Source organism: Kumtagia ephedrae, assembly GCF_003012745.1.
GTDB classification, from domain to species: Bacteria; Pseudomonadota; Alphaproteobacteria; order Rhizobiales; family Rhizobiaceae; genus Kumtagia; species Kumtagia ephedrae.
On record NZ_PXYK01000002.1, the window covers coordinates 188,538 to 214,600 of the forward strand.

Genomic DNA, 26,063 nt, shown 5'->3' on the forward strand with positions numbered 1-26,063 from the left:
GAGGTAGGCAATGAACGACGTCGCCGGCATCACCTCGCGCAGTGGCTGCCCCGTGCACGGCACGGGAAGCCGTCCGAGCCCCTACTATCACGAGACCATGTATGCCGGCCTCGCCAAGGCGCGCCGGGACGAGCCGGTCTTCTATTCGCCCGAGACCGGCTACTGGATCGTCACCCGCTACGACGACGCCATGGCGATCCTGCACGACCACGACCGCATCTCCTCGGAAAACACCAGCGACTCGGCCTCGCCCGTCCACCAGGACGCCATCGACATCATGAAGGCCGGCAACTTCGCCGCCGAGAAGGTGCAGTCGAACTGCGACGGCGAGCGCCACACCCGGGTGCGCAACGCCTCGGCGCAGCTGCTGAACGTCAAGACCTTCTCCCTGATGGAGCCTGGCATCCGCGATCTCGTTACGAAGGCGCTCGACAGGCTGGAGAGACGGCAAACCGCCGACCTGCTGGCCGACCTCACCTACGAACTGCCGGCGCAGGTGCTGTTCCTGCTCTTGGGCATACCGCAGGAGGACATGGAGAAGGTCAAGGCGTGGTCGGGCACCCGCACCATCCTAAACTTCAGCCCGTCGACCTACGACCAGCAGATCGCCGGCGCCAGGGACATGGTCGCCTACTGGCAATATTGCGTCGACCTGGTGCGCAAGCGCATGGAAGAGCCCGGCGACGACGCCGTCAGCGGCCTGCTCAAGGTGCGGGACGGCGACGACTCGGTGCTGACGCTCAACGAGCTGACGACGGTCGTCTACGGCCTGGTCTTCGCCGGCCACGAGACGACCACCAGCCAGCTTACCAACGCCTTCCGCGCGCTGCTGACCTATCGGGAGAACTGGGAGGCGATCTGCGCCGAGCCCTCGCTGATCCCGTTCGCGGTCGAAGAGGCGTTCCGCTATTGCGGCGCGGTGATCGGCTGGCGCCGCCGCGCCAAGACGGAGATCGAGATCGGCGGCGTCACCATACCGGCCGGCGGCAACATCATGCTGTCCTTCGGCTCGGCCAATCGCGACGAGAAGCATTTCGAGGAGCCCGAGCGCTTCGACGTGCGCCGCAAGAACGCCCGCAAGCACCTCACCATGGGCAACGGCAAGCATGTCTGCCTCGGCGCACCGCTCGCCCGGCTGGAGATGAAGATCGTGCTGGAGGAATTCACCAGGCGCTTTCCGGATGTACGGCTGGCCGAGGATGCGAAGATCGACCACGCCTACACCTACGTCTTCCGCGCGCCGCGGTCGCTGCCGGTCGTGATGCGCTGACCGCGTTTGCGGCGGCGGTGATCGCCGCAACAGGCAACGATGGCGATCGCGAGGAGGTGGCATGAACGCACCGGTCGAATTCCGCACCATTCCCGGCAAGGACGGCATCCGGCTGAACGTCGCGCTTGCCGGGGCCGGGCCGCTGGTGCTGTTCGTGCACGGCTTTCCGGAATCCTGGTATTCGTGGCGGCACCAGATCGGCGCCGTCGTGGCGGCTGGCTTCCGCGCCGCAGCGCTGGAGGTGCGTGGCTACGGGGCTTCCGACAAGCCGCGGCCGGTGGAGGCTTATTCCATCGTCGAACTCGCCGGCGACATCGCGGCCGTCATCGATGCACTCGCGCCCGAGGGAGCCGTGCTGGTCGGCCATGACTGGGGCGCGGTGCAGGTGCAGGCAGCGGCGCTGCTGCATCCCGCAAAAGTGCGCGGCATGGTCACCGTCTCGGTTCCGGCGGCCGCCCATCCGCCGCGGAAGCCGTCCGAGACCTGGCCGCGCCTCTATGGCGAGCGCGTCTTCTACCAGGCCTATTTCCAGGCCGAAGGCGTCGCCGAGGCCGAGTTTGAGCCCGACCTCGAGCGGTTCATCCGCATCTTCTTCCGCAGCCTGTCCGGGCAGGGATCGCTCGACGAGAACGTGCTGATCCGCCCGGCCGGAACCACCCGGCTGCTCGACGGGCTGCCTGACCCGGGCGAGCTGCCGGCCTGGCTCAGCGGCGAGGACGTTCGCTTCTATGCCGAGAGTTTTCGGCGCAGCGGCCTGCGCGGCCCGCTCAACCGCTACCGCTGCGTCGACCTCGACTGGAGCCTGATGCGGCCCTTTGCGGATTCCCGCATCGAGCAGCCGTCGCTGTTCATCGGCGGCACGCTGGAGCCGACACGCTACATGGTCCCCGGCTTCGACCGCTATGCCGATCCGGTGCCGCGGCTCGCCGATGTACGCGGCGTGCATTTCCTCGACGGCGTCGGCCACTGGGTGCAGCAGGAAGCGCCGGAGGAGACGTCCCGGCTGATCCTCGGCTTCCTGGCGACGCTCGACCGGCCGCACTGAGCCGGGTCCCTCCCAGGGTGACAGACGCGCGACGGCCGCGGGCGTAGCACGGCAGGCGGAGAGGCACGGTCATGAGCGATCTCGCCAAAATCTGGGACATCCCCGCCGCGAGCTGCCCGATGGGCAGCGTCGGCCGCCGCTACAAGCCGTTCGACCATGCCGAGATGCACGCGACGCTGGCGCTGGCGCGCGCCGAGGAGCCGGTCTTCTACAGCCCCGACCTCGATCACTGGGTGGTGACGCGCTATGCCGACGTGCTTGCCATCCTGCGCGACCCGGAGCGCTTCTCGGCGGCGAACGCCAACACGCCGATCTCGCCCGTGCCGCCGGAGGCGCTGAAGATCCTGAGCGACGGCGGCTATGCGCTGGAAGGCATCCAGGTCAATTGCGACCCGCCGCGCCATACGCGCATCCGCAATCTCGCCGCGCAGGTGCTGAACATGAAACGCTTCGCCGGCATGGAGGACGACATCCGCCGGCTGGTGGTCGCGGATGTGGAGCGCCTGCGGGGACGCGGACGCGTCGACCTCCTGCAGGAATTCACCCACGAGCTTCCGGCCAAGGTGATCTTCAGGCTGCTCGGCATTCCCGAGGAGGACGCGCAGCAGGTCAAGGCGTGGTCGACCAACCGCCTGCTGCTCAGCTTCTCGCGCCCGAGCCGCGAGCAGCAGATCGATGCGGCGCGCAACCTGCTGAAGTTCTGGCACTACTGCGTCGACCTGGTGGCACGGCGCATCCGCGAGCCGCGCGACGACTTCGCCAGCGAGCTGCTGCGGCTGCGCGGCGGCGACGACGCGGTGCTGACCATCAACGAGATCAACTCGGCCGCCTTCGGGCTGCTGTTCGCCGGCCATGAGACGACGACCAGCCAGGCGACCAACACCATCGACGCGCTGCTCGCGGACCGCCGCCAATGGGAGGCGATCTCAGCCGATCCGGGCCTGATCCCGAACGCCGTCGAGGAAGGGCTGCGGCTGTTCGGCGCCGTGGTGAACTGGCGCCGCCGCACCCGATGCGACGTGACGATCGGCGGGACCACCATTCCGGCGGGCTCGAACGTCATGATCTCGTTCACCTCCGCCAACCGCGACGACGCGCAGTTCGCCGACGCCGACCGCCTCGACCTGACGCGGCCGAACAGCCGCCGGCACCTGACCTTCGGCAACGGCATCCATGTGTGCCTGGGCGCGCCGCTGGCCCGCCTGGAGATCAGGGTGATGCTCGAGGAGTTGGCCCGGCGTTTCCCCGGCATGCGCCGGGTCGAGGACATGCCTGTCCGCTACGCCCCGGCCTTCGCCTTCCGGGCACCGCAATCGCTGTGGGTCGACCTCGACGGCTGATCCGCCCTGCCGGCCGCGCCGGCCTGAATAAAGGAACAGGACCCGAATGCAGATCGGACGCTTCCAGCCGCCATCCCGCCAGATCGTCGTTTACGGCCAGCCGGCGGGAACGGCGCTGACGCAGATCCTCAAGGATTTCTGGGCCACGCAGGCCGTGCTGGTCACCAATACGTCGCTCGCCCGCCCCGGCGGGCTGGCGGACAAGGTGGCGGCCGAGCTCGGCGACGCCTGCGTCAGGCGCGTCGACGGCCTGGCCGCCAACTCGCCGCGCGCCGACGTCGTGCGCGTCGCCGATGCGCTGCGCAGCCGCGGCATCGAGGCCGTGGTGGCGCTCGGCGGCGGCTCGGTGGTGGAGACGGTGAAGGCCGCCCGCATCTGCCTCACCAACAATGTCGGCGACGCCGCCGATCTCGACCGGCTGAAGCGGTCGACGACCGCGGCCTCGCCGCGACCCTATCTGATCTCCATCCCGACGACGCTGTCGGCGGCCGAATACACCCAGTATGCCGGCATCACCGACGAGCGCACCGGGGTCAAGGACGCCTTCCATCATCCCGACCTCGCCGCCGACGCGGTGATCCTAGACCCGGAGGCGACCACCGCCACGCCCGACGCGCTGTGGTTCAGCACCGGGCTGCGGGCGCTCGACCATGCGGTCGAGACCTGGTGCTCGCCGGTGCGCGCGCCCTATGCCGACGCAACCGCGCTCCATGCGGCGCGGATGCTGGCGCGCGCGCTGTCGCGCACGAAGGCCGAGCCCGGCGATCTGGCGGCGCGGCTCGATTGCCAGATCGGCGCCTGGATGTCGATCCAGGGGGCGACGATCGGCATCAGCCACGGCGCCAGCCATGGCATCGGCCACGGCCTAAGCGCAGTCACCGGAATGAGCCACGGCATCACCTCCTGCATCATGCTGCCGCACGTCCTGCGCTACAACGCGGCGGTCAACGCCGACCGGCAGGCGGTGCTCGCCGAAGCGATGGGCCGGCCCGGCATGCCGCTCGCCGAGGTCATCGCGGCGCTGGTCGCCGAGTTCGGCCTGCCGTCGCGGCTGCGCGATGCCGGCGTGCGCGAAGAACAGCTCGACGCGGTCGCCGATGCGGCGCTCGCCAGTCCGCGCGTGAAGGCCAATGCGCGACCGGTTGCCGGCAAGGCGGAGATGATGGGGATTCTTCAAGCCGCCTGGTAGGCGGGCAATTTCTATTTTTTTGGCACGAAAACCGCTTTGGTTTCCCGTTTTTTTCGCAGCGCCCGGCGGAAAATCGCTGCCGTCTTTGCGGAAATTGCCGCTATTCGATGTCGAAGACGGCACCCTCGCGGTGCACTGGCGGGCTTCTGGCCGCCAGTTCCCGGATGGCGGCAATCTCGTCCTTCTTGGCCTCGGCCTCGATCTTCAGATCATAGCTGGCCTGCATGTTCATCCAGAACTGCGGTGTCGTCCTGAAGAATTTGGCCAGGCGAAGAGCGGTGTCGGTGGTCACGGGCGTCTGCGTGGCGACAAGCCGCTCGATGCGCGTGCGCGGGACATTGAGCTTTTTGGCCAATGCGCCGGCGCTCATGCCGAGCGGCTCCAGATACTCCTCTCGCAGTATCTCGCCAGGATGGATCGGAAACACGATGTCGGTCATTTCGGCCTCCAGCTACCGGTGATAGTCGACGATCTCGACATCGTCGGCGCCACCGTTGTTCCAGACCAAACAGATGCGCCATTGATCGTTGATGCGGATCGAATGCTGTCCCTTGCGGTCGCCGTGCAGTTCCTCCAGATGGTTGCCGGGCGGCGACTTGAGGTCGTCGATGTCGTTGGCGGCATTCAGGATGGTGAGCTTGTTTACCGCCCGCTTGACGATGTCGGACGGAAAGCCTTTTGGAGCCTTGGCGGTCCGTGCCACTTCTTCCGTAATCCTGTCCTTGTACGAACGGATCATCAACAGCCCCTCACTCGTATCATGCCATGATACGAGTGAGGGCGTCAACAGAATTGTATCGCCACGTGATACAGCATCCCTTATGAGGACGGCGGGCCGTTCAACGGCAGACCAAGTTTAGCAAGCGCCGCTATTCGATCTCGAAAATCTCGTAGACGGCGCCCTCCGCGGTGCGGTAGCCGGCGCCGATGGCCAGTATGCCGTTCAGCCACGCCAGGCGCGATGCCGCCGTCTCGAACTGGACGATGGTGCGGAAATAGTCCTCGCCATAGGCGACGGCCTCGGAGTTTTTGTAGCGCTCCATCACCTCGGGCGGACCGTGGCGGCGTCCGACATAGGTCATGTAGATCAGCTCGCCGGCATCGGTCTCCAGCACCAGTCGCACGTCGAGATGCATGCCGCCGTCCGGGCGCATCATCAGGAAGTCGCCGCCGCCAGGCAATATCCTGCCGCTCAGCCGCTCGCCGGCGAAGCGGCCGCCGGTGACGAAGACCACCCGCCGCAGATAGCCGACCGGCACCGGCCCGATATGGGTCGCGCCGTTGGCGGTGTCGGCCTGCATCGTGAACAGCGGCTTCAGACTGATCTCGACCATGCCTTCTCCCCGTGTCTGTGTGCTCACGATCGCCTGCATCGCGAGGGAAGACGGTCCCTGATGTCGGGGACAGATGGCCGGGCGGCCGCGGCTAGGTTGAAGCCCGGGGCTGCCCCGAAGGGGCTCGGGGAGCCTGCCGGGGCGGCGCGTATTCGAGACGGGAGGCCTCGATGAAGAATTACGGGCTGAAGGATCGCGTCGTCTGCATCACCGGCGGCGCCTCGGGCATCGGCCGTGCCGCGGCGATGGCGCTCGCCAGGGATGGCGCGCGTGTCGCGATCATCGACCTGCGCGAGGCGGACATCGGACCCGTGCTCGACGAAATCCGCAGCCACGGCGTCAAGGCGTCCGGCTTCGCCATGGACGTGCGCGACGCCGACGCGACGATGCGGGCGGCGGATCATTTCGAACGGGAAATCGGACCGGTCGACGGCCTGTTCGCCTGCGCCGGGATCTCCCTCACGGCGCCCGCCGAAATCCTGCCGGAAGCGGACTTCGAGGACGTGCTCGACATCAACCTGAAGGGGCTGTTCCTCACCTGCCGCGCGTTCGGCGGCCGCATGGTCGAGCGCGGCAAGGGCTCGATCGTCGTCATCGGCTCGGTCGACGGGCTGGGCGGCCATGCCGGCCGGCTGCACTATGTCTCCTCCAAGCACGGCGTCAGCGGCCTGGCGAAGAATCTTGCCATCGAATGGGGGCGGCACGGCGTGCGCGTCAACTGCATCGCACCCGGCTTCGTCGACACACCGCTGCTGCGCGCCAACATGCCGCCGGCCTTCATCGACGCCGTGGTCGATCGCACGCCGCTCGGCCGCATGGGCATGGCGGAGGAAATGGCGAGCGTGGCGCTGATGCTTCTATCCGACGCGGCCTCCTTCGTCACCGGTGCCGTGCTGCCGATCGACGGCGGCCTGACCTCGGGGTTCTTCACCAGGAAGCAGGGTGGCGACTATTCGTCGAAGAAGCTGCTCGAAGCCGGCGTCTACACGGAATAGGCTGAACACGCAGGAGAACATGTAGATGCAGGACGATGCCGTTCCGGTCGCCGACGAGCTTGCGATGCGTAATCTGCTGGCGCGCTATGTCCATCTTGCAGACGCCGGCGATCTCGACGGCTTCGCCGCGCTCTTTCTCGCCGACGGCACCTGGACGCGCGAAAACGCGCCGCCGGCCGCGCAAGGCGGCTCGGGCCTGCCGGCCGAGACCGTGACCGGCCATGACGAGCTCAAGCGGATGATCGACAGTTCGATCGTCAAGCGCTTCGACCGCAAGTTCCGCCACCAGATGACGGATGTGCTGATCGAGCCGGGCGACGGGCCCGACGATGTACGCGGCCGCTGCCGTGCCCTGATCACCGACTGGCGCGACGGGCCGGGCAAGATCGCGATGTGCGGCGCCTATACCTTCCGCTTCGCCCGCACGCCGCACGGCTGGCGCTTCCGAAGCGTCAGCGTGCGGGTTCTGCCGGAATAGAGCCAGAAGATCGCAGAAACTGCGCCGCATGCTCTAAACAGGGGTGGCAATGACCGAGATCCTGCAGAACTCCTTCGCGACGCCGGAGCATCGCACCTTCTACCTCGAATGCGGACCGGCTTCCGGGCCGGTCATCTTCCTGATCCATGGCTGGCCCGAGCTGTCGCTGAGCTGGCGCCATGTCATGCCGACGCTAGCCGGGCTGGGTTATCGCGTGATCGCGCCGGACATGCGCGGCTATGGGCGCTCGAGCATCTACGCGACCCATGACGCCTACCGGCAGGAACTCGTCGTCGCCGACATGATCGCGCTAGCCGACGGGCTGGGCGTCGGGAAGGCGGTGTGGGTCGGCCATGACTGGGGAACCGCCACCGTCTGGAGCATCGCCGGCCACCATCCCGAGCGGTGTCACGGCGTCGCCAATCTCTGCGTCCCCTACCGCACGATCGAACTTGGCCTCGAGCACCTGATCTCGCTGGTCGATCGCGACATCTACTCGGCAGCGGCTCATCCCGATGGGCAGTGGGCCTACATGCGCTTTTATCATGAGCGCTTCGACCGGGCGCGGAGCGTCTTCGAGGCTTCGCCATACCGGACGATCAAGGCGCTGTTCAGGCGCGGCAAGCCGGAGCAGTTGGGTCGGCCGAGCCCGCATGTGGCGGTGTTCGCCAACAACGGCTGGTTCGGCGGCGGCGACATGGCGCCCGACCTGCCGCGCGACGAGGCCGTGCTGTCGGAGCAGGATCTTCGCGCCTATGCCGAAAGCCTCGCCAGGAACGGCTTCTTCGGCCCGGATTCCTATTACATGAACGATGCGGCCAACCGGGCCTATGCCTTGCGCGCTCAAAACGAAAGGCGGCTGGACATGCCGGTGCTGTTCGTCGCCGGGCGGTACGACATCACCTGCGAGTCAGTCCTGTCGCGCCTGGCTGAGCCGATGCGGGACCTCTGTGCGGACCTGACGATCGGCGTCGTCGATTCCGGGCACTGGATGGCGCAGGAGAAGCCTGTCGAGCTGTCGGCGCATCTCGTGCGCTGGCTGGCGACGCGCGTGCCCGCCTCATGGCCGCCGGCGAACGTGTCCTGAGCGGTCAGGCCGGCGCCAGATTGGCGCGCGCCATCCCGTATCCGATCGGCTGCAGGATGTGGATGTCGGTGCCGCGCAACAGCGGCCGGCCGTAGCGCCGCCGCTCCCCGTCGCGGACTTCAAGCAGGCCGGGATCGATCTGGTGGGCGAAATTGGCCTGACGGCAGCTTTCCGCGTCGGGCCAGGCAAGCACGGTCACGGCCTGGTTCATGTGCGTGCCGAACCATGTCGCGAAGACGCCGAGCACGCGGGCGCCCCGCGCCCGCAGGAAGGGCAGATCGTGCTCGGCCAGCGACTGGTGCGCGAGATTGGGATCCTGGTTGAGCACGTCGTGGAAGCGCAATTCATGCACACCGCCGACCGGCTCGCGGCTGTCGGCCTCGCGGAACCGCTCCCACACCGGCGACGGGCGCAGGATGAAGACATGCGAGCGCTCGACACGCTGCTGCCCGCCGTAGTTGGCGCCCATCTTCGCGATCCAATCCGGATCGGCATAAAAACGCTTCCAGGCGCTCATCCTGTCGTCGAGATCGCGCCAGTGCAGGATGTAGGCGTAGAGCGGCGCAAGCGGTCCCGCATAACCTTCCCAGAAGGCGAGAGGAGCCGGGATGCCGTTGCGGGAAAACAGCGGCGGCACGTCCTCGCTCATCAGCTTGTGGAAATCCGGCATGCGGCCGGGGATCATCTGGTAGAGGCGCAGCTCGTAATAGCTGTCGATCGTCAGCGGCGGGGCGAGCCGGCTCATGGCGCCACTCCGAGATCGGCATGCGGCAGGTTCCAGGAGATCGGCTCCAGCAGATAGGCGTCGGCCGGGCCGAGCAGGTCGCGCCCGTGGCGCCGGCGCTCCCGCTCGCGCTGCGCCCGCACGACGGGATGCCGGTCCATCGCGAACCAGGCCCGCTGCTGCGTGTCGAGGTCGGGCCAGGCGAGCAGGGTGACGAAACGCGGCCGCTCCGGCCCGATCGTCACCTCGAAGACGCCGAGAAGCCTGGCGCCGAGCTCGCGCAGCGCCGGCAGGTCGACGCCGCCCAGCCTGTCCGCGGCTTCCGCCTGCGAGCCGTTGAGCACGTTCTCGATGCGCAGCTCATGCACGCCGCCGACCGGTCCGGGAACAGGGTCGGTACCGGCCTTGCACCAGGCGGCCGACGGCTCCAGCAGCCAGGTCTCGATGCTGTCGACCAGCGGCTGGCCGTCGGTGAGCTCGGCGCGGCGGGCGCGCCAGAACGGGTCAGTCCAGAAGCGCGGAAAGCGCTCGTCACGCTCCTTCATGCTGTTCCAGCGGATGATGTAGAGGAAGCCCGGCGCCTGGCGGCCACTGAGCACCGCCCACGAGCCGAGCGGGCGATGGACGCCGTAGCGGTCCCAGAGCGACCCGGCATGCGCCGGCGGTCCGCCCGGCTCCTCCGGCGCGCCGGCAAAACCCATGTCGTGCACCAGCGCCAGCTCGGACGCCATGCGCCCGGGCGCCACGGAGTAGAAACGGAATTCGAACATGGGGCAACGCTCCCGGCCCTGTACCCCCACCCCTAACCCCTCCCCACAAGGGGGAGGGGGACCTCGTGTCCGCCATGCCGCACGAAATCGTCGACAATTAGCGCCTGGCGGACATGCCAGCCGGTCCCCTCCCCTTGTGGGGAGGGGTTAGGGGTGGGGGTAAACTCATATACGATTGCCTGATCGACCGTCACGCTGACCGCAGGCCGTCAATTCGGCACCACGCCCTCGCCCACCAGAAAACCGTCGAAGGCGTTCTGGAAGACCAGCGGGTTGAAGTATTCGCGGGTCGAGGCGATTTTTCCCTCACGCAGGTTGACGATCATCACGTAGCGCTGGTCGTACACCCGGCCGGTCTCCGGTACCTCGCTGCGTCCGCCCGCCTCGACGATGACCACGTTCGGGTCGGTGGACTGGTGCAGGCCGTAGATGGTGAAGTCCGGGCCGCGGCGCTTCTCCAGCACGGTCCTGTAGTGGTGGACGATGTAGTCGCGGCCCTGGAAGGTCTGCTTGAGGCCCTCCTTTGCCGGCATGAACGGGTTGAACTGCGTGGCGTCCTCGGTGAACAGCGCGCCCCAGGCGTCGAAGTCGCGTTTCATCAGCAGGCGATAGAAGTCGATCGCCACCGCCTCCTGCGGCGTTTGCGGCAGAAAGGCGTCGGCGCGCGTGCCGGGGCCGGTGGCCGAGCGCGCCGCCGACGGATCCGGATTGGCGGTGACGGCGGTGCCGGCGAAGGCCTGTTGCCAGACGATCGGGTTGAAGTGCTCGCGGTTGAGCACGATCCTGCCGTCACGCAGATGGAAGACGAAGACGTAGCGCTGGTCGTAGAGCCGGCCGGTCTCGCCGATCGTGCTGCGGCCGGCGGCCTCGACGATGATGACGTCCGGATCGGTCGTGCGGTGCAGCTTGTCGATCTCGAAGACGTGGTCGCGGCGGTTGGGAATCGACTTCCTGTAGTAGGACAGCAGCTTCTCCTTGCCGTGCCAGGCGGGTTCGAGCACCGCCACGCCGGCGGCGAACGGCATGTCCTGCACCGCGTCCTCGGCCCATAGCTCGGCGAAGGCGTCGAGGTCCTTCTTCATCAGGTTGGTGTAGAACCCAAGCACGGTGCGCTCATTGGCGTCCCTCGGTGCGATCTGGTCGGCGCGTGTCATTCTTTCCTCCTCGTGAAATTCTGCCGCGCCGATCAGCGGTTGGCCGCTTCCCAGGCGCGCAGCTCGAAACCCTCCGCCGCTGCCTCCTCCCAGCGCGGCGTGGCGCGGCTGGCGAGAATCTTGCGCGCCGCCATGAAGTCGCCCGGGCGGTTGACCGATTCGACGGCGATCAGCCGGCCGCGGCGGAACAGCAGGATCGAGAAGCTGCGCGTCGCCGGATCGCCGAGCCGCACGGTGGCGTCGTGCCCGGCCGAGAGCCCGACCATCTGCAGCTTCAAATCGCCCTGGTCGGTCCAGAACCATGGCACGGCGGCATAGGGCGCGCCCTTGCCGACCAGCCGGGCCGCCACGGCGCGGCCCTGGTCGGCGGCGTTCTGCACGGATTCCAGTCGGATCGAGCCGCCGGCATGCTGGCTCGGAAACATGGCGCAGTCGCCGATCGCCGAGATCGCCGGATCCGACGTCAGCAGGTAGGAATCGACCCTGATGCCGTTCTCGATGTCGAGCCCGGCCTCGGAGGCGAGCTGCGCGTTGGGCAGCACGCCGATGCCGAACACGACGAGATCGGCGGGAAGCCGGCGGCCGTTGGTCAGCTCGACGGCGACCACCCTGCCCCGCTCGCCGTCGATGCGCGACAGGCCCTGGCCGAAGTCGAGCATCACCCCCCAGGCGCGATGAGCGTCGGCGAAGAACGCCGCGGTCTCCTTCGAGACGGCGCGCGCCATCGGCCGGTCGGCGAGCTCGACGACATGCACGGTCTTGCCGCTGGCGCGCGCCACCGCCGCGAACTCCAGCCCGATGAAGCCGGCGCCGACCACGACGACGTTCTCGACATCTACCAGACGTGCGGCGAGCGCATCCGCGTCGCCCAGATTCTTCAGGCCGAAGACGCCGTCGAGCGCCGCCCCTGGCACCGGCAGCGATCGGTTGTGGGCCCCGGTGGCGAGCACCAGGTGGTCGTAGGCAAGCGCGCTGCCGTCGGCGAGGCTGACGCGCCGGTTGGTGCGGTCGAGCGCAACCGCCGCGCTGTTGACGAGATCAATGCGGTGGTCGGCGAAGAATTTCTCCGGACGGAAGAACAGGCCGGGCGCATCGATCTTGCCGAGCAGATAGGCTTTCGACAGCGGCGGCCGCTGGTAGGGCATGCCGGGCTCGTCGCCGACCAGCATGATCGAGCCGGCAAATCCGTCCTGGCGCAGCGAGGCCACGGTCTGGAAGCCGGCCTGGCCGGCGCCGACGATCACGATCGCGTTCAGCATCTCATCCTTCGTCCGTTGGCGTCGGTCCGGCGCGCGCCTTCATGCCGCCGATGATCGGTTTGCGGCGAAAGGACGCGTATCCCTCCGGCAAGGGACGCGGCGCTTTCCCCAGCAAGGGGGACAGCTAAGGTGCGTGCCGGGTGGTCTTCTGATGCCGATCGTCGGACCTTTGCGTGCCGCCACGGCCATGCATTGCGCTGGCGACCTGCCCGCCTGGCGGGGCGGGACCGACGATGCCGGAGCGAGTGGTTTGAGACTGATGGTCGAGCATGAGTGAAGCAGCGCTGAGCACGAAAACGATCGATGCGCCGGTTCTCGAGATCGATCCCTATTCGCTCGAGGTTCTGCGCGACCCCTACCCCTTCCACGAGCGGCTGCGCGAAGCCGGGCCGGCCGCCTTCATCGAGCGCTACGGTGTCTATGCCGTCGGCCGCCATGCCGAGGCGGCGATCGTGCTCAACGACCATGCCCGCTTCACCGCATGCGGCGGCATCGGCATCCAGGACATTCGCAAGCCCGGCGACTTCCGCATCCCCAACCGCCTGCTGGAGAACGATCCGCCCGGGCACACGGCGATCCGCGCGACGCTGACGAAATACCTGTCGCCGATCGTCATCCGGCGCTGGCGCGAGCATTTCGAGACCGAGGCGAAAGGGTTGGTGGAGGAACTGGTCGCCAAGGGCGAGTTCGACGGCGTCGAGGACGTGGCGGAAGCCTTCGTGCTGAAGGTGTTCCCGGCGGCGGTCGGCGTGAAGCTGCCGCGCAAGGAGATCCTTGCCATCGGCGAGATGCGCTTCAACCAGAGCGGCCCGCCCAACGAGCTCTACCACCGCGCCATGGAGCGGGCGAAACCCTATCTCGAATGGTTCGAGAACAGCGTGCGGCGGGAAGGCGTGACGCCGGGCTCGATCGCCGAGATGCTGTTCGACGCCGAGGACCGCGGCGAGTTCGAGGAAGGCATCGCCTCCAACATGGTGCGCTCCTTCGTCGGCGGCGGCACCGATTCCACCATCACCGGCATCGGCCACACGCTGAACAAGCTGGCGCAGAATCCCGACCAGTGGGCGCTCGTCAAGGCCGACCCGAACAAGGTGCGGGCCGCCTTCGAGGAGGCGATCCGGCTGGAATCGCCGTTCCAGGTGACCTATCGCACGACCACGGGCCAGGCCGAACTCTCCGGCGTGCAGCTTCGGCCTGACACCAAGGTCGGCGTGTTCCTGGGTGCCGCCAACCGCGATCCGCGCAAATGGCAGGAGCCTGACAGGTTCGACGTGACGCGCGACACCACCGGCATCCATCTCGGCTTCGGCACCGGCGCGCATATCTGCATCGGCCAGATGATCGCGCGGCTCGAGGCCGAGGCGATCCTGAGGGCGCTGGTGACGCGGATCGACAGGCTGGAGCCGGCGGGCCTGCCGCGCTACCGGCCGATCAACCAGATGCGCACGCTGGACCACCTGCCGCTGCGCGCCAGGCTCGGCTAGCGCGGGACGAACCTTCGGGCCGGACATCTCGAACCAGGATCTTTGCCAGGATGACCCCAAGCACAGCACCCAGCCGATTGCCCGAACCTCCGGTCCTCGACGTCGATCCGTTCTCCGACGAGAACATCGAGAACCCCTATCCTTTCCACGAGAGGCTGCGGGAGACCGCGCCGGTCGTCTTCATCCCGAAATACGGCATCTATGCCGTCGGCCGTTACGAGGAAGTGCGGACGGTGATGAGCGACTACGCCCGCTTCACCTCCGAAGGCGGCATCGGCATGTCGGACATCCGCAAGCCGGGCGCCTGGCGCACGCCGAGCCCGATCACCGAGGTCGATCCGCCCCGGCATACCAAGATCCGCGGCGCCATGACCAAGGTGCTGTCGCCGCTGGTGATCCGGCAATGGCGCGAGCATTTTGCCGCGGAAGCCGAGGCGGTGGCGGAACGCGCCGTCGCCAGGGGCGAGATCGAGGCGGTGCGCGAACTGGTCGAGGCCTTCGTGCTGAAGGTCTTCCCCGACGTGCTCGGCGTCGACATGCCGCGCGAGAACTTCGTCGCCATCGGCGAGATGAACTTCAACCAGATCGGGCCGAACAACGAGCTCTTGCAGAAGTCGCTCGAGCGGGTCGAGCCGATCCTCGACCAATACCAGAAGAGTTTTCAGCGCGAGAGCATGCTGCCCGGCGGCTTCGGCGAGAAGATCTACAAGGCCGAGGACGCCGGCGATTTCGACAAGGGCACGGCGGGCGTGCAGGTGCGCTCGTTCCTGCGCGCCGGCGTCGACACGACCATCGCCGGCATCGGTCACACGCTCAACCTGCTGGCGAGCAATCCCGGCGAATGGGCGAAGGTGAAGGCCGACCCGGCTAAGCTGCGCGGCGCCTTCGACGAGGCGATCCGCCTCCATTCGCCCTCGCAGGTCATGTTCCGGACGACGAAGGGGGAGCAGGTGCTGTCCGGACTGCGCCTCGAAGACGACACCAAGATCGCCAACTTCCTCGGCGCCGCCAACCGCGACCAGCGCAAGTTTGCCGATCCCGAGCGTTTCGACGTCGAGCGCGAGACCGCCGGCATCCACCTGGCGCTCGGCGTCGGGCATCACATCTGCATCGGCCAGATGATCGCGCGGCTCGAGGCCGAATGCATTCTCGGAGCGCTGGTACGGCGCGTCGAGCGGATCGAGCCGGCCGGCGCGCCGGAATACCGGCTCGTCAACACATTGCGGACGCTGGAACGCCTGCCGCTTCGGCTGGTCCGCGCCGCCTGACAGCAAACGAGGTCTGCCGATGCCGAAAGTCACCTTCATCAACCCCGACGAGTCCCGGATCGAGCTCGATATCCCCGTCGGCACCAGCCTCATGCGCGCCGCCACGGCGCATGGCATAGACGGGATCGTCGGCGACTGCGGCGGCGGGCTCACCTGCGCCACCTGCCATGTGCTGGTGGAGGACGGCTATCTGGACAAGATGCCCGCGGTCCAGGCGAACGAGGACCAGATGCTCGACTTCACCGCCATGGGGCGCTCCCCCTGCAGTCGGCTGAGCTGCCAGCTCGTGGTGACCGAGGACATGGACGGGCTGACCGTGCGCATCGCCGACCCGCAGCTTTAACCCTCAGGAGCGAGGACGGACATTCGATCGCATCGAAGTCCGGTATGCCTGCGGCCGCCGATCTTCATCGCTGACGTCCATGCCTGCCGCCGGCATCTTGGCGCCAGGCGACGTGCCAACGGAAGAGGCGCCCTCCTTGCTCCATCGGCATGCGATTTGACGGAGCCCTTGCCCTCCCCCCGGTCTATCGAAGTCACAGACAGAGCGTGGCTCAGCCCGCGCGATAGTCAGCGATTCTTGCACCGGCCTTGACGTCCTGGAGTCCGAGCCCTGCCGGGGTGGCGCAGTCGACGTCGGAAAGAATCATTCAAAAAATAGAATCCGAGACGCGGGCGCGGCTCCGGCTGCCAAGAGGATCGAAATAGTCGGGTTCCCGAAAAATGGGTGCGCAGCAAAATATAAAACATGAGCAAAAAAATCATATATATGGCAGGCAAGTTCATCAAGCAATTTCAACGGGATAGTCAGGGTGCGCCGCAACATTAATTTCGTATTGAAATATTTTCAGAATGAAACTATTCTGCCGTTGGTTGCGTTACAGGGAGGAATTGATGACGACCACGCTGAATGCCGCGCATGCGCCCATGGACCGCTCTCTGCTTCACGATGGTTTCGCCCTCTCGGCCGTAGTGGAGTCGATCGGTGCCCATGATTTCGCCGACCGCGTCCTGTCCTTCGCCGCCGCCGTCGTGGGAGCGGACCACTGCGCGGCCTATCAGTTCCGTGGCGGCGAGTTGTCCCTGCTCGTCTCGGCCTATGGCGAAGGGGCTTCGACCAGACCGGATCTCACCGCCTACGAGATCAAGCGCCAGCTCAGCATGGTCGCCGTCGACGCGGTACGAATCGAGGTCGCAGGCGTCCCGGAAGCCAGCGCGCGCGCCTGCGGGTTCGCCGCCGGCCGCAGCCAGCGCATCCTCGTGGCGACGCGCAAGGCCGATGCCGCCTACTGCCTGAGCATCGTACGCCCGGCGCGGCACGATCCGGCGCAGGACATGGAAATCGAGCTGTTGCGGCGTACCGCCGGCATCCTCGTTTCGGCGATCGCCAAGCACAACGACCTGGTCGCCAACAAGCCCAACCTCACGCCCGCCCTCAGCTCGCTGCCGGAGATCGAGGAATGCGTGCTGTCGGCCACCGACCTGTCGCGGCGCGAGGGCGAGGTCTGCGCGCGCATCCTCTACGGCCTGTCCTCCTACGGCATCGCGCTCGATCTCGGCATCGGCAAGGAGAGCGTGATGACCTATCGCAAGCGCGCCTATCTCAGGCTCGGCATCGGCAGCCAACGCGAGCTGCTGATCTGGTATCTGGCGCTGTGGAGCGCCACGCGCGGCGAGGCTGAAACCACCGCTGCTCTGAACTGACAAGCGGCCACGCAATCAACCGTCAATCCTCCTTCCTCCCTCGACCTCCTGACCCGCTTCGATGCGGGTCTTTTTTTGGGCAATCGTGCCGCCGCGCAGTGGCCGCACGGCGATTGCGAAGTCGGTCGTCAGAGCGACCTTCTCCCCGTCCTTACGGCAGGGGCTACCGCATATGAATTGACCCCCACCCCTAACCCCTCCCCACAAGGGGGAGGGGGACCGGCTGGCGTCTCCGCCCAGCACCAATCGTGGCGGTTTCGTGTGGCAAAGCGGCCGCAAAGTCCCCCTCCCCCTTGTGGGGAGGGGTCAGGGGTGGGGGTGCGAAGCCGCGAAATTCATCGGCACCAGGAGCAACAGCCGGAATTCATGGCGACCGTCGGCATCGAGGCGCAGGCAAACAAAAAACGGGCGCGAACGCCCGTTTTTCGACCTTCCCTGCAGCCGTCCGCTCAGTCGAAGAACAACGCCGGGAGATAGAGCGACAGGATCGGGAACGACGCGATGACGAAGACGCGGACGATGTCGGCCGCCACGAACGGGCCGATGCCGCGCACCACCGTGGTGATCGGTATGTCGGGGGCGAACGACCTGACCACGAACAGGTTAACGCCGACCGGCGGCGCGATCATGCCGAGCTCGCACAGCACGATCACCAGCACGCCGAACCAGACAGGGTCGTAGCCGAGGCCGGTGACGATCGGAAAGAACAGCGGCACCGTCAGCAGCATCATCGACAGCTCCTCCATGAGCGCGCCGAGGATGATGTAGATGACGCAGATGACGACGATCACCATGAAGGGCGAAAAGCCGGAATCCTGCACGAAGGACAGAAGCGCGGTGTGCGCGCCGGTGTAGTTGAGGAACTCCGTGAAGATCAGCGCGCCGATCATCAGGCCGAAGATCACGGCGGTGGACTGGGCGCTGTCGAGCAGGATGTCGTAGAGCACCTGCCTGGTCAGCCTGCGGCGCGCCAGCGCCAGGCAGAAGGCGCCGAACGCGCCGATGCCCGCCGCTTCCGTCGCCGTGAAGATGCCACTGTAGATGCCGCCGAGCACCAGCGCGAACAGCAGGACTACCGGCCAGACGCTAAGCAGCGCCTGGTAGCGCTCCTGCCGGGAGGATTTCACGGCGCTCGGCGCCGATGCCGGGTCACGCCAGACCGTCCACTTGACCGCAGCGATGTAGCCGAGGATGCCGAGGGCGCCGGGGACGAGCGCCGCGGCGTAGAGCTTGCCGATATGGGTCTCCGTCATGATGCCGTAGATGACCAGCAGCACGCTCGGCGGAATGATGATGCCGAGCGTGGCACCCGCGGCGATGGTCGCCGCGCTCAGGCTGTCTTTGTACTGGAACGAGCGCATCGACGGCAGCGCCACCTTGCCCATGGTCACCACGGTGGCGACGCTCGACCCGCACACCATGGCGAAGCCGCCGCACGACCAGACGGTGGCGCTGGCCAGGCCGCCGCGCCTTCCGCCGAGGAAGGCCTGCGCCGCCTTGTAGAGCTCGCGCGACACGCCGGTGCCGGCGATGAAATTGCCCATCAGGATGAACAGCGGGATGACACACATCGAATAGGACATCGCCGCGTCGCGGGTGGTCAGCGCCAGCATGATCGACGACTGCTTCCAGCCGATCAGCAGGCCGAATCCGACGAAGCCGGTTATGCCGAGCGCCACTGCGATCGGCACGCGCAGAAAGATGAGGACGAACGACAGGAGAAAACCAGCGCCGGCGGCGACCATGGGGATCAATCCTTCTCGGGCGAATGGGTGGCAGGGCGGTGGCGCACGGACGCTATACGGTGAAGTGCAGCTTCTCGGCGGGCTCGACCTCCTCGACGCCGTCGCTCCCGGGAGCCGCCTCGGGCGTGCCGATGGCCCGCGGTATCGCGACCAGGAAGGCGATGGCGTTGATGAAGGACAGCACCGCGATGAAGTAGAAGACCGGCGCCAGTGGCAGCTGCAGCGACGGCGTCGCGTCGCCGTAGCCGACCGCCTTGTCGCCCAGCGCCCAGAGCTGCCAGCCGATGAGCCCGAACATGGCGCAGCTGGCGATGGCGGAGAATATCTCCAGCGCAATGCGCATGGCGTGGGTGGAAATCATGTCGATCAGGTCGATGACGATGTGCATCCGCTTCATCGCCACCTGCGGCAGCATCAGGAAGATGATGCAGGCGAGCAGGACCTCCGTGATCTCGGACGCACCGGTGAGCGGATGATTGAACAGATTGCGTCCGCACACGTCGACGAAGGTGACGATCATCAGCAGGAAGAGCAGGACCGAGCCGATCAGGCCGGTCAGACGATCCATCCATTTCAGCATGGCCGATGACCTCCTACTACGCGTTCGCCTGCCGTGCCGCCGCTTTGCGGCGCAGGTCTTCCGGCGGCGGACGAAAGTACGGACAGGGCCGCGAGGCCCTGGGTCTTTATCGTGGACACGATCATCCTCCCTTGCGATGCGTTCCGGCATGCGCGGACGGCGGTTCCCCTCCCGGCGTCTCTTGTCGCTGGTGGCAGAGTCTAGCCGCTCGCCGCCCCGTCACTGTCACTCGCACCGGGGACAGCGCCGTGCGGCATGTCAGCTCGACCGGTGACAGCCATGAGCCTTCCGCATGGTCACTCCGGCACCACCCGCAGCGGCAGCTTGCCGAGCATGCGCATCTGGTTGACCGGGCGGTAGACCGGCTCGCCGGCGAGCTCGATCGACCTGGCGCCGCGGATGAGCGCGGTCAGGATCGCGTCGGCCTCGAGGCGGGCGATCATCTGGCCCACGCAATTGTGGTCGGCGACGCCGAAGCCGAGATAGTTGCCGACCGTCTCGCGGCCGATGTCGTAGCGCTCCGGGTCCTGCCAGCGCCGGGGATCGCGGTTGGCGGCGCCGAGCAGCACGGTGACCTTGGTGTCGCCGGCCAGCCGGTAGTCGCCGAGATGGGTGTCGCGGATCGTCGTGCGCCAGGTGAACTGGAAGGGCGTGTCCATGCGGATGCCCTCCTCGAAGGCTGGACGCACCTTCCTCGGATCCGCCTTCACCCGCGCGAACTGATCGGGATTGCGGGCGAGGTGATGGAGCGTGTGTCCGATGGCGCTGATGGTGGAATCGACGCCGCCGCCGACGAAGGAGCGCGTGATGTTGGAGGCGACGCCTTCCTCGAGCTGGCCTGCCTCCTCGGCCTGGAACAGAAGGTCGGCGATCGACCCGGGCTCGACATTGGGGCGCTGGCAGGCTTCGTCGAACCAGTCGAGATAAGGTTCGGCCGCCTTCATCGCCTTGTGGTAGAGCTCGTTGTGGGGGCAGCTCTGGTTGAAGCGCATCTCGGCGATGGTGAGCGCCGCCTTGCGCTCGAGGCGGACGCCGACCGCCGCCGGGAAGGCGGATATGACATAGGGCTCGGTGACCTGGTCGACCGCGTCGAACGTGCCCATGGCGAGCACGCGCGCGGCGATCTCGGCGGCTTTCGCCTCGAAGAAGTCGCGCATGCGGCGGATCACCGTCGGCGGCATGGCGCGCGTCACCACCGAGCGGATCTGCGTGTGCTTCGGCGGGTCGACCTCCTGCAGCCGGCTCGGGATGCGGAACTTTCCGGGCTTGCGGATGTCCTGCATGCTGGTGCCGGCGCCGGTCATGAAGCGCGAATAATCGGACAGTACGGTCCTGCACTCCTCATGCCGGCCGACGGCGTACATGTCGTATTGCGGCAGCCAGACGATCGGCGCGGCGTCGCGTAGCGCCTCGTGCATCGGATAGGGATCGATTAGGTTCTCGATCGCCCACGGGTCCCAGTCGAATGCGGGAGGCTCCAGCGTGGCGACGGGGCTGGCCGGGACCGTGGCCTGGGCTTCGCTGTGTGGCTGCATCGGCTCTCTCCTGCCTGGTCGTGACGCCCGGCCGGCAGCATAGCCTACCGGGCAAAGGTCTGCCGGCGCTAATTGCCGGCCTGCTCGGCCTTGGCGATCTCGGCACGGAACTCGGCGAGCACCGCTGCCGGATCGGCGACGCCCTTGGCCTTGGCGCGCTTGATCCAGTCCTCCTCGATCGGCCTGACGACCTCCTTCAGGCCGTCTACGAAGGCCTTGTCGGCGGTCACGATCTCGTAGTTGTTGTCGGCGAGCACCTTCATGCCGTCGACCTCGCGGCGATGGAACGCCGAGCCGACGGAATGGCCGAGCTTCTCGACGGTGATGGCGAGGATCGCCTTCTGGTCCTGCTCGGAAATCTCGGCCCATTTGTCGGGATTGATCGCCATGATGTGCGCGGAATTGGCCATGCCGCCGGGCACCACGGTGGCGTATCTCATCAGGCCGGTTGCATTGTTCACGACCACCGTGTCGGCCTGGGTGACCTGGCCGTCGATGGCGCCGGTCGACAGCATCTCGAAGGCTTCCATCGACGACTTCAGGATGGGCACGCCGCCGACGGTCGTGAGTATGGCGGTGATGATGCCGTTGGGGCTGCGCAGCTTGAGGCCCTTGAGGTCGTCGATCTTCGTGACCGGCCGCCGGTTGTTGAAGGGCTGCACCGCGGTGATGTTCCACATTGTGATCGGGAAGACGCCGTCGAACTCGTTGAGCGCCAGAAAATGCTTGCGGTAGATGCGTTCGAAGACGAGCGACATTTTCGACGCGTCGTCGCCGAGCAGCGGCAGCTCGCCCATCTCCATCAGCGGGAAGCGCCCGGGCGTATAGGCGGGGATGATGAAGGACATGTCGGCGAGACCGTCGCGCACCACGTCGTATTGGCTGAGCGCGGTGCCGACCGTCTTCGGCAGCACCTCGACCTTGACGCGGCCCTCCGTGACCTTCTCGATGTCGGCGAACCAAGGGACGAACTGTTCCTGCACCAGCCAGTGGCCGACCGGAAGCCAGGAGGAATAGCGAAGCGTAACCTCCTGGGCGGCAGCCGCGCCCGCGCAAAATGCGATTGCCGCTACCATGGCGAAGCCGGCAAGTCTCTTCAGGAACATCTGTCACTCCGGTGGTTGGGGAAGCGGTTCATCGCAGGCCTGGTCGGTCAGTCGCCCGCCTTTGCCGATGCGGCGCGAAGCTCGGCGAGCACGGCGGCGGGGTCGGCGATGCCTTTCTGCCTGGCGGCGTCGATCCATTTCTGCTCCACCGGCGCAAGCACGGTCTTCAGCCTGGCGCCCTCCTCCGGGCTCAGCGTGTCGATCGCATAGCCCTTCGCCTTCATCGCCTCGAAGGCCTCGGCGTTCTCGCGCGCATAGGATTCGCCCACGGTCCTGGCGAGGCTCTCACCCGAGATCGCCAGGATCGCCTTCTGGTCCTCCGGCGCGATCTCGTTCCATTTGTCCTGGTTGACGATGGTCGCGTGGACCGTGTTGAAGAGGCCGTCCGGCACGACGGTGAAGCTGTCGAGGAAATCTATCCCATTGGCCGAGACCACGGTCTCGGGGATCATCAGGCTGCCGTCGATGGCACCCGTCGACAGCAGCTCGAAGGTCTCCGCCGCCGATTTGAGGATGGGCACGGCGCCGAGCAGGTTGAGCGCCTCGGTGGCGGCGTTGGACGCACTCCTGAGCTTCAGGCCCTTGAAGTCGGCGACAGCCTGGACCTTCTTGCCGCGGGTCGCGACATGGCCGGCGCTGCCGGTATAGACAGCCAGGAGGGCCACGCCGTCGAACTCCCCGGCGCCGGCGAAATGCTGCATGTAAAGGCGATGGAAGGCCGGGCCGGTCGAGGTCGTGTCGCCGGTGAGCGGCAGCTCGCCCATCTCCGCAAGCGTGAAACGGCCGGGCGTGTAGCCGACGACGATCCAGCTCATGTCCGCCAGCCCGTCATGGACGACGTCGAACTGGCTTTGCGGCGTGCCGACCGTCTTGGGCAGGATGTCGACCTTCACCCTGCCCTCGGTGACGGTCTCGATCTCCTCGAGATAGGGCACGATGTTGCTGGCGACGTACCAGTGGCTGGTCGGCAGCCAGGAGGAGTAGCGGATCGTCACCGTGTCGGCGAAGGCCGAGCCGGCGCACAGCAGCATGGCGCATGCGCAAGCCAGCGAGAGCAGTTTCCCTATCATCGCGTCTCCCTCCCTGCCGGCCTACAGGCGTGGGCTAGCCCGGCATGCCCGCCGAGGCGGCCGCAGTCCCGATGGGACTCCTGAACTTCAGTGGCGGCGAGAATGGCGGCGGCGACAAATTTGTCTGTCCCCCACCGGGTGACAGATGGGTCTCACCAGATCGGCCCGCGCCCGAACATCGGCAGCTCGCGGTAGGAGACGTCGTCGGGGCCGGGCAGGCTCGGACGCAGGATCATGTGCCTGGGCTGCGAGGGATCCGGCGGCGCGGCGCGGCTCTCCCTCAGCCAGTCGCGGGTGACGCCGCGATAGGCGATGCGCCAGACGCCGTCGCGGCACTCGTAGCGGTTGAAGGTGCGCGAGCCGGCGGTGACCTCCTCGCCATTGGGGCGGCGATGATAGGAGATGCGGTGCGTCTCGCCCTCCGCCTTGTCGCCCTCCACCTTGTACCACTCGTTGAGCACGTAATGCGCCGTCACCTCGAACTGCGCGAGATAGCCGGAGAAGATGTAGTCGACCCATTCGTAGCCGGTTCCCTGCCAGGCATCGCCGTGGTCCTCGATGGCGTCCGCAAAGAAGATCGAGCGGATCAGCTCGGGGTCGCGGCGGTCGATGCCACGGCAATAGGCCATCTCCAACTCGTGCAACCGCTCCTTGATCAGCAGCTTCTCGACTTCGGATTGCAGACGCTGTTCCATTCGACACATCCCGGCCTTCCTGAGGTTGCCGATCAGGACGCCAGCCGGCCCGAACGTCTGTCCCCGCCCGAAGGTGCATAGGCGACGGGCACCGTTGCTACGTTTGTCCGCGAACATGGAGGTATGCCGCTTGGCAAAAATCGCGATCGTCTATTACAGCAGCACCGGCCACCACTACGCGCTGGGCAAAGCCATCGAAGAGGGCGCGCGCGCCGAAGGGGCGGAGACGCGCCTGCGCAAGGTGCGGGAACTCGCCCCCGACGCGGCGATAGACAGCCGCCCCGGCTGGCGCGAGAACCTGGAGGCGACCAGCCATGTGGAGGAAGCGGCTCTTGCCGACCTCGAATGGGCCGACGGCTTCGTCTTCGGCACGCCGACCCGCTTCGGCCTGCCTTCGGCGCAGCTCAAGCAGTTCCTCGACCAGACCGGCGGGCTGTGGGCGCAGGGCAAGCTGCAGGACAAACCGGTGAGCATGTTCTGCGGCGCCGGCAATCCGCATGGCGGACAGGAGGCGACGCTGCTGACGCTCGCCACCGTGTTCTATCACTGGGGTTCGGTCATCGTGCCGACGGGCTACACCGACCCTTCGCTCAAGCCGGCGGGCGGCAATCCCTACGGCGTGAGCTTCACCGCGTCGAAGGACGGGCTGCCGGCCGAAGCGGCGGAAGCCGGCCGCTATCTCGGCCGCCGCATCGCCCGCTTTGCCGAGGCGCTGGCGGCGGCGCGCGAGCGCATCCAGGGCCGCGGCTGAAACGCCGGCAGCCTAGCGTCCCTGTCCCGCAGGACAGATGCTCGACGGGGACCGCCTAGTCTGGCCCCGCATCAAAGGGAGGCGCGCGATGCTGACCAACGGTCCGGATGCCGACGCATCGGCACGCCTGTCGGCGCAGGCGCAATATGCGGCGTCGGCGCTGGTGCTCTTCCTGACGCTTCTCGGCAGCCACCTCGCCACCCCGCTCTATCCGCTGTGGCAGGTCGAGTTCGGGCTGAGCACGTCGGCGATCACGCTGATATTCGCCTGCTACCCGCTCGGCGTCACCGCCGGCCTTCTGTTCGGCGGCCGCCTCGGCGACCAGCTCGGCCGCAAGCCGCTGATCCTGGCCGGCATCCTGGTGACCGCCCTTTCAAGCCTGACCTATCTGGCGGCGACCGGCATGGCCTATCTGGTCGCCGCGCGCCTGCTCAACGGCATCGCCATCGGCCTGATGAGCGGACCGGCCGTCGCGGCGATCGTCGAACTGCATCCGCGCGGCGACCGCTCCGAGGCCTCGCGCATCGGCGCCATCGCGACGCTCGCCTCCCCGGCGGTCGGCCTGCTGGTGGCGACGCTGGTCGTGCATTTCGGCAGCAGCCACGACACGGTGGTGATGCTGCCCTTCCTGCTGCAGCTATGCGGGTTGGCGGCGGCGCTTGGCCTGTTCCTCGCCTATCGTGAGACCATCCTGCCCGGCAGCCGCCGCGGTTTTCGGCAGACCTCCTTCGCGCCGCAGGGCCTTCGCGTCCCCGCCGAAATCCGGTCCGGCTTCGTCTTCGCATCGGTCACCGGCGCGCTGAGCTGGGCCAATACCGGCCTGTGGCTGGCGCTCGGCCCGGCACTGGTGTTCGACGTGCTCGGCGCCACCAACAAGCTGCTCGGCGGCCTCACCGTCGTGGCCTTCCTCACCACGGCGGGCGTCGTCCAGCTCTTCACCAAGGGCATGCCCTACCGGCGGGCGATCATGATCGGCATGGTGCTGGTGCCGCCCAGCCTCCTGCTCATCGTCGCGACCCTGATGTGGAAGTCGGCCGCCGGCCTCATCGCCGGCGCCGTCATGGCCGGCGCGGCGCAGGGACTCTCCTGGATGGGCTGCTCGGAGCTGGTCAACCGCATCACGCCGTCCGAGATCCGCGCCTCGGTGCTGTCGGGCCTCTACATCAGCGGCTATTTCGGCGCCGCCGTGCCGATCGTCGTCACCGGCGTGATCGCCGACCGGCTCGGGCTGCTGCCGGCGATCGTCATCCTCAGCATCGGCTTCAGCGTGCTGGCGGTCTATCTGGCGGTGCGCAACCGGTCGTTCAGCCGTGCCGAAGAGCGCGCGGCGCTCGCCGGCTCGGCTGCCGCGTGACTGCCCGCCGGCACTGTCCCCGGCAGGGAGGACATAGCGCCGAGCCGCGGGCCGATAGGTTTTTTGCAGTGCAAACCTGGCTCGCTGTGAAGCGGCTGCGGCCCTGACGGGAGCCGCCGCGACGAA

At 67.1% G+C, this 26,063-nt stretch carries 26 protein-coding genes; 13 read left to right on the top strand and 13 right to left on the bottom strand.

From position 1 onward, the window contains the following. The first annotated feature begins 10 nt into the window (after positions 1-10). From C7I84_RS02640 to C7I84_RS02655, 4 genes are all read left to right on the top strand, one after another. The gene (locus tag C7I84_RS02640; RefSeq protein ID WP_106770601.1) at positions 11-1,270 is read left to right on the top strand and encodes a cytochrome P450; all 1,260 of its coding nucleotides are present in this window, start codon (positions 11-13) and stop codon (positions 1,268-1,270) included. Positions 1,271-1,331: 61 nt separating this feature from the next. Continuing rightward, positions 1,332-2,315 carry an alpha/beta fold hydrolase gene (locus tag C7I84_RS02645; RefSeq protein WP_106770602.1) on the top strand — a complete coding sequence of 328 codons (984 nt, stop codon included), beginning with the start codon at positions 1,332-1,334 and terminating at the stop codon, positions 2,313-2,315. Between the two features lie 71 nt (positions 2,316-2,386). Beyond that, entirely contained in the window at positions 2,387-3,655 is a 1,269-nt protein-coding gene (locus tag C7I84_RS02650) for a cytochrome P450 (RefSeq protein ID WP_106770603.1), read from the top strand. 46 nt (positions 3,656-3,701) lie between these two features. Further along, positions 3,702-4,844 carry an iron-containing alcohol dehydrogenase gene (locus tag C7I84_RS02655; protein WP_106770604.1) on the top strand — a complete coding sequence of 381 codons (1,143 nt, stop codon included), beginning with the start codon at positions 3,702-3,704 and terminating at the stop codon, positions 4,842-4,844. Between the two features lie 100 nt (positions 4,845-4,944). Here C7I84_RS02655 and C7I84_RS02660 read toward each other — a convergent pair whose 3' ends face one another. The 3 genes from C7I84_RS02660 to C7I84_RS02670 all read right to left on the bottom strand — a co-directional run bounded on the left by C7I84_RS02660 (position 4,945) and on the right by C7I84_RS02670 (position 6,178). Continuing rightward, complete coding sequence (locus C7I84_RS02660; protein WP_106770605.1) at positions 4,945-5,283, bottom strand: HigA family addiction module antitoxin; 339 nt, start codon at positions 5,281-5,283, stop codon at positions 4,945-4,947. Between the two features lie 12 nt (positions 5,284-5,295). Continuing rightward, entirely contained in the window at positions 5,296-5,583 is a 288-nt protein-coding gene (locus C7I84_RS02665; RefSeq protein ID WP_106770606.1) for a type II toxin-antitoxin system RelE/ParE family toxin, read from the bottom strand. Between the two features lie 130 nt (positions 5,584-5,713). Continuing rightward, on the bottom strand, positions 5,714-6,178 hold the full coding sequence (locus tag C7I84_RS02670) for a DUF3237 domain-containing protein (RefSeq protein ID WP_165815957.1): 465 nt from the start codon (positions 6,176-6,178) through the stop codon (positions 5,714-5,716). Between the two features lie 170 nt (positions 6,179-6,348). Here C7I84_RS02670 and C7I84_RS02675 point away from each other — a divergent pair, with 170 nt between their 5' ends. The 3 genes from C7I84_RS02675 to C7I84_RS02685 are packed head-to-tail and all read left to right on the top strand — an operon-like array spanning position 6,349 to position 8,738. Then, positions 6,349-7,173 (top strand): SDR family NAD(P)-dependent oxidoreductase, encoded by an 825-nt coding sequence (locus C7I84_RS02675; protein WP_106770608.1) that lies wholly within the window; start codon positions 6,349-6,351, stop codon positions 7,171-7,173. Positions 7,174-7,198: 25 nt separating this feature from the next. Beyond that, complete coding sequence (locus C7I84_RS02680; RefSeq protein ID WP_106770609.1) at positions 7,199-7,651, top strand: nuclear transport factor 2 family protein; 453 nt, start codon at positions 7,199-7,201, stop codon at positions 7,649-7,651. Between the two features lie 49 nt (positions 7,652-7,700). After that, positions 7,701-8,738, top strand: a complete 1,038-nt coding sequence (locus tag C7I84_RS02685; protein WP_106770610.1) for an alpha/beta fold hydrolase — start codon at positions 7,701-7,703, stop codon at positions 8,736-8,738. A 4-nt stretch (positions 8,739-8,742) separates the two neighbouring features. On the opposite strand, the gene C7I84_RS02690 is transcribed toward C7I84_RS02685, so the two are convergent. The 4 genes from C7I84_RS02690 to C7I84_RS02705 all read right to left on the bottom strand — a co-directional run bounded on the left by C7I84_RS02690 (position 8,743) and on the right by C7I84_RS02705 (position 12,645). Continuing rightward, positions 8,743-9,483 carry an NIPSNAP family protein gene (locus C7I84_RS02690; RefSeq protein WP_106770611.1) on the bottom strand — a complete coding sequence of 247 codons (741 nt, stop codon included), beginning with the start codon at positions 9,481-9,483 and terminating at the stop codon, positions 8,743-8,745. Then, a complete protein-coding gene (locus C7I84_RS02695) occupies positions 9,480-10,232 on the bottom strand; it encodes an NIPSNAP family protein (RefSeq protein WP_106770612.1) in 753 nt (250 codons plus the stop codon). The genes C7I84_RS02690 and C7I84_RS02695 overlap by 4 nt, the downstream gene beginning before the upstream one ends. A gap of 209 nt (positions 10,233-10,441) precedes the next feature. Next, a complete protein-coding gene (locus tag C7I84_RS02700) occupies positions 10,442-11,386 on the bottom strand; it encodes a nuclear transport factor 2 family protein (protein ID WP_106770613.1) in 945 nt (314 codons plus the stop codon). 32 nt (positions 11,387-11,418) lie between these two features. Further along, positions 11,419-12,645, bottom strand: a complete 1,227-nt coding sequence (locus tag C7I84_RS02705; protein WP_106770614.1) for an NAD(P)/FAD-dependent oxidoreductase — start codon at positions 12,643-12,645, stop codon at positions 11,419-11,421. Positions 12,646-12,914: 269 nt separating this feature from the next. On the opposite strand from C7I84_RS02705, the gene C7I84_RS02710 reads away from it, so the two are divergent. The 4 genes from C7I84_RS02710 (at position 12,915) to C7I84_RS02725 (ending at position 17,101) form a co-directional block, all read left to right on the top strand. Next, positions 12,915-14,129, top strand: coding sequence for a cytochrome P450 (locus tag C7I84_RS02710; RefSeq protein WP_106770615.1), 1,215 nt, complete (start codon positions 12,915-12,917; stop codon positions 14,127-14,129). 50 nt (positions 14,130-14,179) lie between these two features. Continuing rightward, positions 14,180-15,397, top strand: a complete 1,218-nt coding sequence (locus C7I84_RS02715) for a cytochrome P450 (protein WP_133170049.1) — start codon at positions 14,180-14,182, stop codon at positions 15,395-15,397. Between the two features lie 19 nt (positions 15,398-15,416). Then, complete coding sequence (locus C7I84_RS02720) at positions 15,417-15,740, top strand: 2Fe-2S iron-sulfur cluster-binding protein (RefSeq protein WP_106770617.1); 324 nt, start codon at positions 15,417-15,419, stop codon at positions 15,738-15,740. 551 nt (positions 15,741-16,291) lie between these two features. Continuing rightward, positions 16,292-17,101, top strand: coding sequence for a helix-turn-helix transcriptional regulator (locus C7I84_RS02725; RefSeq protein WP_245428290.1), 810 nt, complete (start codon positions 16,292-16,294; stop codon positions 17,099-17,101). A 449-nt stretch (positions 17,102-17,550) separates the two neighbouring features. On the opposite strand, the gene C7I84_RS02730 is transcribed toward C7I84_RS02725, so the two are convergent. The 6 genes from C7I84_RS02730 to C7I84_RS02755 all read right to left on the bottom strand — a co-directional run bounded on the left by C7I84_RS02730 (position 17,551) and on the right by C7I84_RS02755 (position 23,832). Beyond that, complete coding sequence (locus C7I84_RS02730; RefSeq protein ID WP_106770618.1) at positions 17,551-18,846, bottom strand: TRAP transporter large permease; 1,296 nt, start codon at positions 18,844-18,846, stop codon at positions 17,551-17,553. A gap of 52 nt (positions 18,847-18,898) precedes the next feature. After that, positions 18,899-19,426 carry a TRAP transporter small permease gene (locus C7I84_RS02735; protein ID WP_165815958.1) on the bottom strand — a complete coding sequence of 176 codons (528 nt, stop codon included), beginning with the start codon at positions 19,424-19,426 and terminating at the stop codon, positions 18,899-18,901. A gap of 296 nt (positions 19,427-19,722) precedes the next feature. Beyond that, a complete protein-coding gene (locus C7I84_RS02740) occupies positions 19,723-20,961 on the bottom strand; it encodes a cytochrome P450 (protein WP_106770620.1) in 1,239 nt (412 codons plus the stop codon). Positions 20,962-21,029: 68 nt separating this feature from the next. Next, on the bottom strand, positions 21,030-22,067 hold the full coding sequence (locus tag C7I84_RS02745; RefSeq protein WP_106770621.1) for a TRAP transporter substrate-binding protein: 1,038 nt from the start codon (positions 22,065-22,067) through the stop codon (positions 21,030-21,032). Between the two features lie 47 nt (positions 22,068-22,114). Then, complete coding sequence (locus C7I84_RS02750) at positions 22,115-23,137, bottom strand: TRAP transporter substrate-binding protein (RefSeq protein ID WP_106770622.1); 1,023 nt, start codon at positions 23,135-23,137, stop codon at positions 22,115-22,117. Between the two features lie 152 nt (positions 23,138-23,289). After that, positions 23,290-23,832, bottom strand: coding sequence for a nuclear transport factor 2 family protein (locus C7I84_RS02755; RefSeq protein ID WP_207770953.1), 543 nt, complete (start codon positions 23,830-23,832; stop codon positions 23,290-23,292). A 193-nt stretch (positions 23,833-24,025) separates the two neighbouring features. On the opposite strand from C7I84_RS02755, the gene C7I84_RS02760 reads away from it, so the two are divergent. Beyond that, on the top strand, positions 24,026-24,583 hold the full coding sequence (locus tag C7I84_RS02760) for an NAD(P)H-dependent oxidoreductase (RefSeq protein WP_425351289.1): 558 nt from the start codon (positions 24,026-24,028) through the stop codon (positions 24,581-24,583). 88 nt (positions 24,584-24,671) lie between these two features. Next, positions 24,672-25,937 (top strand): MFS transporter, encoded by a 1,266-nt coding sequence (locus tag C7I84_RS02765; RefSeq protein WP_165815959.1) that lies wholly within the window; start codon positions 24,672-24,674, stop codon positions 25,935-25,937. Positions 25,938-26,063: the final 126 nt, after the last annotated feature.

Excerpts from the sequence above, each read along its gene's own strand:
- C7I84_RS02735 (WP_165815958.1), bottom strand. The coding sequence starts at position 19,426 with ATGCTGAAATGGATGGATCGTCTGACCGGCCTGATCGGCTCGGTCCTG.
- C7I84_RS02675 (WP_106770608.1), top strand. The coding sequence starts at position 6,349 with ATGAAGAATTACGGGCTGAAGGATCGCGTCGTCTGCATCACCGGCGGC.
- C7I84_RS02755 (WP_207770953.1), bottom strand. The coding sequence starts at position 23,832 with ATGGAACAGCGTCTGCAATCCGAAGTCGAGAAGCTGCTGATCAAGGAG.
- C7I84_RS02745 (WP_106770621.1), bottom strand. The coding sequence starts at position 22,067 with ATGTTCCTGAAGAGACTTGCCGGCTTCGCCATGGTAGCGGCAATCGCA.
- C7I84_RS02645 (WP_106770602.1), top strand. The coding sequence starts at position 1,332 with ATGAACGCACCGGTCGAATTCCGCACCATTCCCGGCAAGGACGGCATC.
- C7I84_RS02710 (WP_106770615.1), top strand. The coding sequence starts at position 12,915 with ATGAGTGAAGCAGCGCTGAGCACGAAAACGATCGATGCGCCGGTTCTC.
- C7I84_RS02765 (WP_165815959.1), top strand. The coding sequence starts at position 24,672 with ATGCTGACCAACGGTCCGGATGCCGACGCATCGGCACGCCTGTCGGCG.
- C7I84_RS02700 (WP_106770613.1), bottom strand. The coding sequence starts at position 11,386 with ATGACACGCGCCGACCAGATCGCACCGAGGGACGCCAATGAGCGCACC.
- C7I84_RS02715 (WP_133170049.1), top strand. The coding sequence starts at position 14,180 with ATGACCCCAAGCACAGCACCCAGCCGATTGCCCGAACCTCCGGTCCTC.
- C7I84_RS02650 (WP_106770603.1), top strand. The coding sequence starts at position 2,387 with ATGAGCGATCTCGCCAAAATCTGGGACATCCCCGCCGCGAGCTGCCCG.
- C7I84_RS02685 (WP_106770610.1), top strand. The coding sequence starts at position 7,701 with ATGACCGAGATCCTGCAGAACTCCTTCGCGACGCCGGAGCATCGCACC.
- C7I84_RS02730 (WP_106770618.1), bottom strand. The coding sequence starts at position 18,846 with ATGGTCGCCGCCGGCGCTGGTTTTCTCCTGTCGTTCGTCCTCATCTTT.
- C7I84_RS02725 (WP_245428290.1), top strand. The coding sequence starts at position 16,292 with ATGACGACCACGCTGAATGCCGCGCATGCGCCCATGGACCGCTCTCTG.
- C7I84_RS02705 (WP_106770614.1), bottom strand. The coding sequence starts at position 12,645 with ATGCTGAACGCGATCGTGATCGTCGGCGCCGGCCAGGCCGGCTTCCAG.
- C7I84_RS02740 (WP_106770620.1), bottom strand. The coding sequence starts at position 20,961 with ATGCAGCCACACAGCGAAGCCCAGGCCACGGTCCCGGCCAGCCCCGTC.
- C7I84_RS02660 (WP_106770605.1), bottom strand. The coding sequence starts at position 5,283 with ATGACCGACATCGTGTTTCCGATCCATCCTGGCGAGATACTGCGAGAG.
- C7I84_RS02670 (WP_165815957.1), bottom strand. The coding sequence starts at position 6,178 with ATGGTCGAGATCAGTCTGAAGCCGCTGTTCACGATGCAGGCCGACACC.
- C7I84_RS02640 (WP_106770601.1), top strand. The coding sequence starts at position 11 with ATGAACGACGTCGCCGGCATCACCTCGCGCAGTGGCTGCCCCGTGCAC.
- C7I84_RS02690 (WP_106770611.1), bottom strand. The coding sequence starts at position 9,483 with ATGAGCCGGCTCGCCCCGCCGCTGACGATCGACAGCTATTACGAGCTG.
- C7I84_RS02750 (WP_106770622.1), bottom strand. The coding sequence starts at position 23,137 with ATGATAGGGAAACTGCTCTCGCTGGCTTGCGCATGCGCCATGCTGCTG.
- C7I84_RS02680 (WP_106770609.1), top strand. The coding sequence starts at position 7,199 with ATGCAGGACGATGCCGTTCCGGTCGCCGACGAGCTTGCGATGCGTAAT.
- C7I84_RS02655 (WP_106770604.1), top strand. The coding sequence starts at position 3,702 with ATGCAGATCGGACGCTTCCAGCCGCCATCCCGCCAGATCGTCGTTTAC.
- C7I84_RS02695 (WP_106770612.1), bottom strand. The coding sequence starts at position 10,232 with ATGTTCGAATTCCGTTTCTACTCCGTGGCGCCCGGGCGCATGGCGTCC.
- C7I84_RS02665 (WP_106770606.1), bottom strand. The coding sequence starts at position 5,583 with ATGATCCGTTCGTACAAGGACAGGATTACGGAAGAAGTGGCACGGACC.
- C7I84_RS02720 (WP_106770617.1), top strand. The coding sequence starts at position 15,417 with ATGCCGAAAGTCACCTTCATCAACCCCGACGAGTCCCGGATCGAGCTC.